The 10,064-nt window shown below is 74.5% G+C and carries 8 protein-coding genes; 4 read left to right on the top strand and 4 right to left on the bottom strand.

Features of this window, described 5'->3' with window-relative positions:
* Nucleotides 1-97: 97 nt before the first annotated feature.
* Entirely contained in the window at nucleotides 98-541 is a 444-nt protein-coding gene (locus ECOMGDLI_RS04040; RefSeq protein WP_255395972.1) for an Lrp/AsnC family transcriptional regulator, read from the top strand.
* Between the two features lie 13 nt (nucleotides 542-554).
* On the opposite strand, the gene ECOMGDLI_RS04045 is transcribed toward ECOMGDLI_RS04040, so the two are convergent.
* Nucleotides 555-1,334, bottom strand: a complete 780-nt coding sequence (locus ECOMGDLI_RS04045; RefSeq protein WP_088314046.1) for an HAD-IIA family hydrolase — start codon at nucleotides 1,332-1,334, stop codon at nucleotides 555-557.
* 97 nt (nucleotides 1,335-1,431) lie between these two features.
* On the opposite strand from ECOMGDLI_RS04045, the gene ECOMGDLI_RS04050 reads away from it, so the two are divergent.
* Nucleotides 1,432-2,925, top strand: a complete 1,494-nt coding sequence (locus ECOMGDLI_RS04050; protein ID WP_198954526.1) for an FAD-dependent oxidoreductase — start codon at nucleotides 1,432-1,434, stop codon at nucleotides 2,923-2,925.
* Between the two features lie 64 nt (nucleotides 2,926-2,989).
* On the opposite strand, the gene ECOMGDLI_RS04055 is transcribed toward ECOMGDLI_RS04050, so the two are convergent.
* The gene (locus ECOMGDLI_RS04055) at nucleotides 2,990-6,589 is read right to left on the bottom strand and encodes an Ig-like domain-containing protein (RefSeq protein ID WP_158220890.1); all 3,600 of its coding nucleotides are present in this window, start codon (nucleotides 6,587-6,589) and stop codon (nucleotides 2,990-2,992) included.
* 306 nt (nucleotides 6,590-6,895) lie between these two features.
* Between ECOMGDLI_RS04055 and ptsP the strand changes: the two genes are divergently transcribed.
* Nucleotides 6,896-8,569 carry a phosphoenolpyruvate--protein phosphotransferase gene (ptsP, locus tag ECOMGDLI_RS04060; RefSeq protein ID WP_088314053.1) on the top strand — a complete coding sequence of 558 codons (1,674 nt, stop codon included), beginning with the start codon at nucleotides 6,896-6,898 and terminating at the stop codon, nucleotides 8,567-8,569.
* 1 nt (nucleotide 8,570) lies between these two features.
* Here ptsP and ECOMGDLI_RS04065 read toward each other — a convergent pair whose 3' ends face one another.
* Together ECOMGDLI_RS04065 and ECOMGDLI_RS04070 are read right to left on the bottom strand one after the other, a co-directional pair.
* Entirely contained in the window at nucleotides 8,571-9,506 is a 936-nt protein-coding gene (locus ECOMGDLI_RS04065; RefSeq protein ID WP_088314055.1) for an amidohydrolase family protein, read from the bottom strand.
* 24 nt (nucleotides 9,507-9,530) lie between these two features.
* Nucleotides 9,531-9,896 carry a hypothetical protein gene (locus tag ECOMGDLI_RS04070; protein WP_088314058.1) on the bottom strand — a complete coding sequence of 122 codons (366 nt, stop codon included), beginning with the start codon at nucleotides 9,894-9,896 and terminating at the stop codon, nucleotides 9,531-9,533.
* Here ECOMGDLI_RS04070 and ECOMGDLI_RS34425 point away from each other — a divergent pair.
* Nucleotides 9,883-10,064, top strand: a 182-nt coding sequence (locus ECOMGDLI_RS34425) for a hypothetical protein (RefSeq protein WP_158220891.1), incomplete at its 3' end; no start/stop codon positions are given. The genes ECOMGDLI_RS04070 and ECOMGDLI_RS34425 overlap by 14 nt on opposite strands.

A 10,064-nucleotide genomic window follows, 5' to 3' on the forward strand; every position in this document is an offset into this window, starting at 1 on the left:
TCTCGAACCGGTCTGGGCGGCGGCGGAGGGTGGGCGTGGACATGGATCGATGGCAGCAGATCTCGTCTGAGAGCATGAAACCGTGGTCGAGCAGCGCATGAGGAACCGCGGTCTGGACTCCACCGACGGAAGAATCCTCCGTCTGCTCGTGGAGAACGCCCGTGCGTCCTTCCGCGACCTCGGCGAGGCGGTCGGTCTCTCGGCCCAGGCCGTGACCCAGCGGATGCGCCGGATGGAGGCCAGCGGCGTCGTCCGCGGGTACACCGTCCTCCTCGACCCGGAGCTCGAGGGCACCCCCTGGCACGCGGTCGTCCACGTCAACACGGCGATCGACGTCGACGCCCCGACGATGGAGGAGGGCTTCGCGTCGATCCCGGCCGTCGTCGAGGTGCTCGACCTCGCCGGCACCATCGACTACGAGGTCCGGGTCAAGGGCCGCACGCAGGCCGAGCTGTACGAGGCGGTGCAGCTGATCCGGCTGCTCCCGGGCGTGACCTCGATCGAGACGCGGATCATCATGCGCCGGGTGCTCAAGCGCTGAGCGCCGGGCGCGCTCAGACGAGGTCGACGATGTCCGCGATCGAGTCCCGGACGTGCGAGGGCCGGTACGGGAAGGTCTCGACCGCGCTGCGCGGGGTGGAGCCGGTGAGGACGAGGTACGTCGACAGGCCCGCCTCGATGCCCGCGACGATGTCGGTGTCCATCCGGTCGCCGATCATCGCCGTCGACTCCGAGTGGGCGTCGATCCGGTTCATCGCCGAGCGGAACATCATCGGGTTCGGCTTGCCGACGACGTAGGGCACCGCCCCGGTCGCCTTGGTGATGAGGGCTGCGACCGCACCGCAGGCCGGCAGCGGGCCCTCGGCCGAGGGGCCCGTCGGGTCCGGGTTCGTCGCGATGAACCGGGCGCCGCCGTCGATGAGCCGGATCGCCTTGGTGATGGCCTCGAACGAGTAGGTCCGGGTCTCGCCGAGGACGACGTAGTCGGGGTCGGTGTCGGTGAGCACGTACCCGATCTCGTGGAGCGCCGTCGTGAGGCCGGCTTCGCCGATGACGTACGCCGAGCCGCCGGGGTGCTGGTCGTCGAGGAACTGCGCGGTCGCCAGCGCCGACGTCCAGATCGCCTCCTCCGGCACGTCGAGGCCGGAGCCGAGGAGCCGGGCGCGCAGGTCGCGGGCGGTGAAGATCGAGTTGTTCGTCAGCACGAGGAACCGCTTGTCCTTCTCGCGCAGCCGGGCGAGGAAGTCCGCGGCGCCGGGCAGGGCGGTCCCCTCGTGGACGAGCACGCCGTCCATGTCGGTCAGCCAGCAGTCGATCGCGCGTCGCTCGCTCATGGGGCGAGCCTAGAGGGCTCGGGCGTTCGCGCAGGGGCACGGCGTGCGAGGGTGGGCCCGGCCCTGTGCGGGGCCCGTGCGGACCCAGGGAGGCAGCGTGGCCGGATCGTCGTCGGTCGTTCACCGGCTCGTCGTCGTCGGCGCGGACGCCGCCGGGATGAGCGCCGCGCACCAGGCGCTGCGGACGGCGCGGGCGGCCGGCGTCGACCTGCGTGTCGTGGCCCTGGAGCGGACGCGGCACACGTCGTACTCGGCCTGCGGGATCCCGTACTGGGTGGCCGGCGACGTCGAGGACGGCGACCGGCTCGTCGCGCGGACCGCGCAGGAGCACCGCGCGGCCGGCATCGACCTGCGGCTCGGGGTGGAGGCCGTCGGGCTCGACGTCGCCGCCCGCACCGTGACCGGCGTCGACGTCGCGACCGGCGCGCGGACGACGTGGGAGTACGACGACGTCCTGCTCGCGACCGGCGCGGCGCCCGTCGTCCCGCCGTGGGCGCTCGACGCGGACGGCCGGGTGGTGCCCGGGGTCCGGGCGGTCAAGGACCTCGACGACGGCGCGGCCTGGGTCGCGATGCTCGCCGGCGCACCCCGCCGCGGGGTCGTCGTCGGCGGTGGCTACATCGGGCTGGAGATGGCGGAGGCGTTCGTGCGCAAGGGGTTGGCGACGACGCTCGTCACCCGGCGCGAGGTGATGGGGGCCCTCGACCCCGACATGGGGGCGCGGGTCCGCGAGGCGGTCGAGCGGGCCGGGGTGACGGTCCGGGTCGGGGAGGACGTCGGGTCGCTGACCGTCGGCCCGGACGGCCGGGTCGCCTGCGTGAGCGCGGTGCCGACGGGCAGCGGTACGGCGGGACCGGCTGCGGGAGAACGGTTCGAGGGCGACGTCGTCGCGCTCGGCCTCGGTGCCCGGCCGCGTTCGGAGCTCGCGGTCGCGGCCGGGGTCGCCATCGGGGACCTCGGCGGCGTCCTCACCGACGACCGGCAGCGGGCGCTCGGCCCGGACGGTGCCGTGCTGCCGGGGGTGTGGGCGGCGGGGGACTGCTGCGAGCACGTCGAGCGGCACGGCGGGCAGCGGGTGTACGTGCCGCTCGGCACGCACGCGAACAAGCAGGGCCGGGTGGCGGGGGAGAACATCGGTCGCTCCGCGGCCGGCGACCCGGAGGACGGCACCGCGGGCGGACCGGCCCGGTTCGGCGGCGTGCTCGGGACCGCGATCACCCGGTTCGTCGCGAACGGCGTCCACGTCGAGATCGGCCGCACCGGCCCGACGACGCAGCAGGCGCTCGACTCCGGCCGCGACGTCGCGAGCCTCGTCACGCAGTCGACGACGGCGAGCGGCTACATGCCGGAGGCGTCGCCGATCGCGGTCAAGGTGCTGGCGGAGAAGGGGTCCCGGCTGCTGCTCGGGCTGCAGATCGTCGGCGGCGCCGGCTCGGCCAAGCGGATCGACACCGCGGCGGCCGCGATCTGGCTGCACGCGCGCGTCGACGACGTCGCCGCCATGGACCTGTCCTACGCGCCGCCGTTCTCCCCGGTCCACGACCCGGTCCAGATCGCGTGCCGGCGGCTCGCGGAACGGATGCAGTGGTGACGCGGGCCCGGCCAGGCACCGCCCCCGCGCCGTGGACCGGCGCAGGGGCGGTGCCGGGCGGCGGTCAGTCGCCGACGTAGATCTCGACCCGTCGGTTGCCGGCCTTGCCCCGCGCCGTGGTGTTCGGCAGCGCAGGGTCGGTCTCGCCGAAGCCCGCGGTCCGCACCCGGACGCGCTCGTCGCGCTCGACGAGCCACTGCCCGACCTGCCGGGACCGGTTCTCCGACAGGGTCTGGTTCGACGAGGCCGAACCGTCGGCGTCGGTGTGGCCCTCGAGCCGGACGGACCGCATGCCGTACCGCACCGCCTGGGCGTCCACCCTCGCCAGCACCGCGCGAGCGGTGGCGTCGAGCCGGAAGTCGCCGACGGGGAAGTACACGACCGCGAGCAGGTGCCGGGCGGAGGTCGGCCGGCTGACCGGGACCGTGGCGGCCGTCGACCGGGTCGACGCGGGGCCGAGGGCGGTCACGGTGACGGTGTCCGTCGTCCGCAGCGCCCGGTCGGCGACCGTGCAGGACTGCGTCGTCGCGAGCGGCGCCGCCGCGACCTCGCAGACGGCCGCGCCGTTCACCCGGACGACGTACCCGGTCACCGAGGTGGTCGGGGAGACGCGCCAGGTGACGCGGGAGTCGATCTGCTCGGTCAGCGTGCGCGAGACCGGGGCGCCCTTGGCGTCGTAGGTCGGCTTCTCGACGATCTTCTTCGCCGCGGGGTTGCCGACCACGCCGGCCGTGACGCCCGTCGGTGCCTGGGGCGTGACCGTCACGCGGAGCGTCGTCGTGGCCGTGCCGCCGTGGCCGTCCGAGACGGTCACGGGCACGGTCGCCGACCCGCTGAACGTCGTGGCGGCCGCGACGCGCACGGTGGGCGAGCCGCCGGACGTGCCGACCGTCCGGGTGACCCGGCTCGCCGCGTTGGCCGAGCCGGTCGGCGTGCCGGTCGTGACCGTCGGGTCGTCGTCCGGGTCGGCGTCACCGACGGTGAGCGTGAACGTCGTCGCACTGCCGGCGACGATGGTCCGCGCGGCCGGGGCCGAGACCGTCGGGGCGGTGTTCGGCACCGTGAGGTCGATGGTCGCGGTGTCGGTGTTCCCGACGACGTCCGTGACGGTGTAGGTCAGTGCATCCGCGCCCCGGAAGCCCGCGGCGGGCGTCACCCGGACGCTGCCCCCGACGATCTGCGCCGTGCCGCCGTTGTCGGTGTCCGAGACGTCGGTGACGGTGAGACCCGTGCCGGTGTCGTTGGCGCGCACGTGGACCGTCACCGGGCTCGCGCCGTGGCCGCTCGTCGCGGTGTCGTCCGCAGCCGACAGGGCCGGAGCGGTCACGTCCACGCTGACCTCGGCCGCGGTCGCCGAGCCCGTCACGGTGTACGTGAACGTGTCGGTGCCGGCGAAGTCGCCGGGCGGCGTGTACCGGACCTGGCCGCTCTCGACGACCGCGGTCCCGTGCGCGGGCGTCCCGACCTCGTCGATCGCCGGGCTGCCCGGGTCGTTGGAGAGGACGTCGACGAGCACGCTCTCGTCGTACGGCGTCGTCGCGGTGTCGTCGACCGGGTCGTTCGCGGTCGTGGCCGACACGGTGACGGTGACCGAAGCGGTGTCGGTGCGCGGGGTCGCGGCACCGTCGGTCACGTCGTAGGTGAACGTGTCGTCACCGAGCTGGCCGGCGGCCGGCGTGTAGGTCACCGTTCCGTCGTGGTTGTCGACGACGGAGCCGTTGGCGGGCTGGGTGACGCTGTCCACCGCCAGGGCCCCGAAGCCGTGGTCGTTGTCCAGGAGGTCGATCGTCGCGGGAGTCGTGTCGTCCGTCGTCCCGGTGTCGTCCGTGGCCACGAGGGCAGGCGGTGCGACGGTCACGGTGACCGTCTCCTGACCGGTCTGGGTGGTCGCGTCCTCGACGTCGTACGTGAACGAGTCGCTGCCCTCGTACGCCGCGTCCGGCGTGTAGGTCACCGTGGAGCCGTCCGCCGCCACCTGCACGGTGCCGTGGGCCGGGGTACCGGCCGCCGTCACGACGAGCGGCGCGTTGCCGGTGTCGTTGCCGAGGACGTCGACGTCGGTCGCGACGCCCGAGGTCGCGGTCGCGGTGTCAGCGGCCAGGGTCAGCGGGCCCGGGACGTTCACCGTGACGTCCACGGTGGCGGTGTCGGTGCCGCCGTTGCCGTCGGAGACGTCGTAGGTGAGCTGGTCGGTGCCGACGTAGCCGGAGTCCGGCGTGTAGAGGATCTTGGTGTCGCCGGCCGTCGTGGCCGCCGTGCCGTGCGACGGCGTGGAGACGGCGGTGATCGTCAGCGGGTCGTTCTCGGGGTCGCTGTCGTTGCCGAGGACCGTGAGGGTCGCCGGGACGTCCTGCGTCGCGCTCGTCGTGTCGTCGACCGCGGTCGGGGCGCCGTTGACGTGGACGGTCGCCCCCGCGGCGGTGTCGTCCGTGAGGCTCAGCGATGCGTCGACCGTGGCCGACCCGACGTGCGCGACGACGGAGTTGGCCCGGTCACCGGAGACTGCCGGCAGCGTCAACGTGTAGCCGAGGACGCTGGTGCCCGCGCCGACGGTGAACGGCCCCGAGAACGTGAGGACGCCGCCGGAGAGCACACCGTCCGGCACCGTGCTGCCGCGCCAGGTCACCGAGCCGGGCACGAGCGTCGCACCGCTCGGGACGGTGTCGGCGAAGTCGTCGATCACGGCGCCCGCCGTGCCGGTGACGGCCACCTCGTAGTGCACGTCGCCGCCGGCGCTCGGCAGGGAGGAGACGTCCGCCGTCTTCGCGAGGAGGAGGTCGTTCGTGGCCGGTGTGATCGCGGGCAGCGAGGCGAGCGATCCGAGGTCCGTGTGCTTGACCTGGGTGCCCGACGTGATCTGCTGGATCGGTACGAGCGACGCCGCCGACGCCGTGTAGCCGACGGCACGGAACGTGTACGTCGCGGTGTAGTCGCTGCTCGCGCTGTTGAGGCTGGCGACGCGGAGCTGGTCCGTGTAGGTCGTCCCCTGCAGGGTCAGGCTCGTGCCGACGAGGCGGTAGGCGCCCGCGGGCCACGACGACGACGCGGCAGGTGTCATCCAGAAGGACCGGTAGTCACCGGCAGGGCCGTCCCCGACCGTGCCGGTCTGCCCGTTCACGGTGATCGTGAACGTCGCACCGATCGTCGGCGTGCCACCGTCGACGGTGACGGAGGTGAGCTTGTTGGCGGCCGCCTTGATGGTCTCGCTGACGGCGCTGAAGCCGCCCGTGGTCCCGCACAGCTGGCTCGACCCCGGCAGGTCGGGACGCCCCGACCACACCTGCACGTCGTGGTTCTGGGCCGGGCCGCTGCCGGTCCCGGTGGCGGACAGGAACCAGAAGAGCGACTGCCCGGCGCCGCCCGCCAGAGAGGCGATCTGCATGCTCGCCGCCTGCCCGGTGCCCAGACCGACACGCCCGCCGCTGAAGTTCGCGAGCTTCACCCAGAGGTCGCTGCGGGCGGACCCTGTGTTCGCCACCCGGTACCCCGCGTACGCCCCCATGAGCTGCGGGCTGATCCCGGAGTCGATGTAGAAGTTCGGGCCGTGCAGGGCGGAGACGGTGAGCCCGACGCTGGAGCAGGCGGCCACGGTGGCGCTCGCCGGAGCGGCGGTCGTGGCGAGCCCGGCGCCTGCGAGCACTGCGGAGATGCCTGCGGCGAGCACGGGACGCGTGGCGCGACGAAGGGCCGTGCTGCGACGGGGGAGGCGAGCTGAGGTCATGAAGGACTTGTCGACCGGGAAGGCCCTGATCCTCCCGCCTCGCACGAGTGATTCCCCGGGTACCGAATGGGTCATCCGGTCACGAACGGTCATCCAGGGGGGCAGCGGCGGACGCATCGACTCATCGTCACATCCGTTCAGTTGCTTGGGAGATAGTGCATAACTGTGCTGGTCTGGTGTATGACAGAGGTCACAGCCGGGCCCCCACCCCTGGCCGTCCACCCGTGTCTTCGTCGAAGAGGTCCCCTCATGCGCGACATCCAGGGCGTCGGCGTCAGCGCCGGCCTCGTCGTCGCCCCGGTCCGGCGGATGCCGGACCCCGTCCGCGAACCGGACGCGGGCGTCGTCCTGCCCGAGGACGAGCGGGCCGCCGCCGCGGCCCGGCTCGTCGTGGCCGCGGACGCCGTCCGCGCCGACCTCGAGCACCGGGCCGAGTCCGCCTCCGAGACCGGCCGCGCGGTGCTCGAGGCGACCGCGCTCATGGCCGCCGACCCGACGCTCGAGGCGACGGCCACCGGGCTCGTCACCGACGCCGGGCTCACCCCCGAGCGGGCCATCTGGCAGGCCGCCAACGACGTCGCCGCGATGCTCGCGAGCCTCGGCGGCTACATGGCCGAGCGCTCGCGGGACGTCGAGGACGTCCGGGACCGGATCGTCGCCGAGCTCACCGGGCGCCCCGCGCCCGGCATCCCGCACTCCGACGTGCCGTTCGTGCTCGTCGCGCACGACCTCGCCCCGGCCGACACCGCGACGATCGACACCGCCGTCGTCCGCGCGCTGGTCACCGTCGAGGGCGGCCCGACGTCGCACACCGCGATCCTCGCGCGGGCGCTCGGGCTGCCCGCGGTCGTCGCCGCGAAGGACGCCGCCTCCCTCGCCGACGGTGACGTCGTCCTCGTCGACGGCGCCGCCGGCCGGGTCGTCGTCGACCCGGACGACGCGGCCCGCGCGCGGGCGGAGCGGCTCGCCGCGACCGGTCCGCGCAGCTTCGACGGCCGAGGCCGGACGGCGAGCGGCACCCCGGTCGCCCTGCTCGCCAACGTCGGCGACGGCGCGGGGGCGGTGGCCGCCGCGGCCGCCGGTGCCGAGGGCGTCGGCCTGTTCCGCACCGAGTTCTGCTTCCTCGACCGGACCGAGCCGCCGACCGTCGAGGAGCAGGTCGCGGCCTACCGCGGCGTCCTCGAGCAGTTCGCCGGCAAGAAGGTCGTCGTCCGCACCCTCGACGCCGGCTCCGACAAGCCGCTCCCGTTCGTCACGGCGACCGACGAGCCGAACCCGGCGCTCGGCGTCCGTGGCCTGCGCACCGTCTACCGCGCCCCGCAGCTGCTCGAGGACCAGCTCGCGGCGATCGCCGCCGCGGCCGGGCAGACCGAGGCCGAGGTCTGGGTGATGGCGCCGATGATCGCGACCGTCGACGCGACCCAGGCGTTCGTCTCCCGCTGCCACGCCCACGGCCTGCAGACCGCCGGGGTCATGGTCGAGATCCCGTCCGCGGCGATCTGCGCCGACGAGATCCTCACCGAGGCCGCGTTCGCGAGCATCGGCACGAACGACCTCACGCAGTACACGCTCGCCGCCGACCGGCTCCTCGGCGACCTGGCCCCGCTCAACGACCCCTGGCAGCCCGCGCTGCTGCGCCTGGTCGACATGACGTGCCGGGCCGGGGAGCGCCGCGGCCGCCCGGTCGGGGTCTGCGGCGAGGCCGCCGCCGACCCGGCGCTCGCGTGCGTGCTCGTCGGCCTCGGCGTCGACTCGCTGTCGATGACGGCCCGCTCGATCGCCGACGTCGCCGCCGCGCTCGCCGGGGCGACCGACGAGCAGTGCCGGGACGCCGCCCGCGCCGCCGCGTCGTCCCCGACCGCCGCGCAGGCCCGGGCCGCGGCCCGCGAGCACCTGCCGCACCTGGCCGACCTCGGGCTGTAGGTCACCCACCGAGCAGACGCGCCCCCGTGTCGTGCAGGACGGCGCGCAGGAACGCGTCGCCGAGCCGCGGGTCGGCGTCCGCCCACCCGACGACCGCGGCGACCTGCTCGGCGTACGGGTGCGGGATGTTCGGGAAGTCGGTGCCGAGGACGACGCGGTCGGCGACGTCGACGAGCCGGGCCGGCCAGTCCGCCGGCAGCGGGGCGAACGCCTGCGTGAACGCCGTCCCGACCATCGTCGTGTCGAGGTGCACCCGCGGGTAGCGGTGCACGAGGTCGAGGGCCGCGGTGTAGTCCGGCAGCCCGGCGTGCGCGAGGACGGCCACGAGGTCCGGGTGCCGGGCGAGCACCTCCTCGAAGATGCCCAGACCCGTGTACTCGCCCCGGTTCGGGCCGTCGCCGCAGTGCGTGACGACGGGGACGCCGGCCTGCGCGAGCAGCCCCCAGACGTCGTCGAGCAGCGGGTCCCGCGGGTCGAAGCCGCCGACCTGGACGTGCACCTTGACGCACCGCAGCCCGGCCTCGAGCGCCTCCTCGACGTACTGCGGGGCGTCGATCTCGGGGTAGAACGTCGCGGTGGGGACGGCGTCGGGCGTGCGCGCGGCGAACTCCCGGAGCCACTCGTTGAGCCAGCGGGCCATCCCGGGCCGGTGCGGGTACGCCAGCGGCGCGAACGCCGTCACGCCGAACGAGCGCAGCGTCGCGAGCCGCTGCGGCTCGTCGGTCCGGTAGGTGATCGGCCACGGCCGGCCGGTGCGGGCGCCGACCTCGTCGAAGAACGCCCACACCTTCGCGAGGACGTTCGCCGGCATGAAGTGGGTGTGGACGTCGACGAGCCCCGGGACGCCGCGGGCGGCGAGCAGGGCGGGCAGACCGGCGTCGGTGAGGGCCGGTGGTCCGGCGGGTGGTCCGGCAGGTGGTCCGGCAGCGGCGGGCACCCGGTCAGCATGCCCCCCGACGGGTCAGCCGACGACCCAGTCGTACCGGGCGGCGTCGCTGCGGGCCCCGCTCGTGCGGTCGACCGACCGCACGTAGAAGTGGTGCGGGCCGGCCGGCAGGTCGATGAAGATCGCGTACCACTCGCCGTCGCACGGCCGCCAGCCGGCGTCGTCGAGCTTCGCCTCGTAGCCGAGGCCGGCCACCGGCGCCCACGAGAACCCCGCCGCGGGCAGCGTCGTCGTGCCGGGCGGCGCCTGCCGGATCCGCGGCGCCACCGGACCCTGCGACGGCACCCGCATCGCGGGCAGCATCGTCGTCGGGGCGTCGGCGTACGGGTCCGGGGTGCCGGAGGTCTCGGAGGGGTGCGCAGTCCCCGTGGTGCTCGTCATCGTGGGTCCCGGGCTCCTCGTCGTGGTCCTGGTGGTCGTGCTGCTGGTCGAGCTGCTGGTCGAGCTGGTGGTCGTGCTGCCGGTCGTGGTCGTCGTGCCGGGCGGCCCCGTCGTGGGACGGGTCGTCGGCCGGGTCGTCGGTCTCGTCGTCGACCTCGACGACGAGAC

This window comes from Kineosporia sp. R_H_3 (genome assembly GCF_002198675.1).
GTDB lineage: Bacteria > Actinomycetota > Actinomycetes > Actinomycetales > Kineosporiaceae > R-H-3.

What these genes read in the sequence shown, in the direction of transcription:
- ECOMGDLI_RS04040 (WP_255395972.1), top strand. Translation starts at nt 98, where the DNA reads ATGAGGAACCGCGGTCTGGACTCCACCGACGGAAGAATCCTCCGTCTG.
- ECOMGDLI_RS04070 (WP_088314058.1), bottom strand. Translation starts at nt 9,896, where the DNA reads ATGACGAGCACCACGGGGACTGCGCACCCCTCCGAGACCTCCGGCACC.
- ptsP (WP_088314053.1), top strand. Translation starts at nt 6,896, where the DNA reads ATGCGCGACATCCAGGGCGTCGGCGTCAGCGCCGGCCTCGTCGTCGCC.
- ECOMGDLI_RS04045 (WP_088314046.1), bottom strand. Translation starts at nt 1,334, where the DNA reads ATGAGCGAGCGACGCGCGATCGACTGCTGGCTGACCGACATGGACGGC.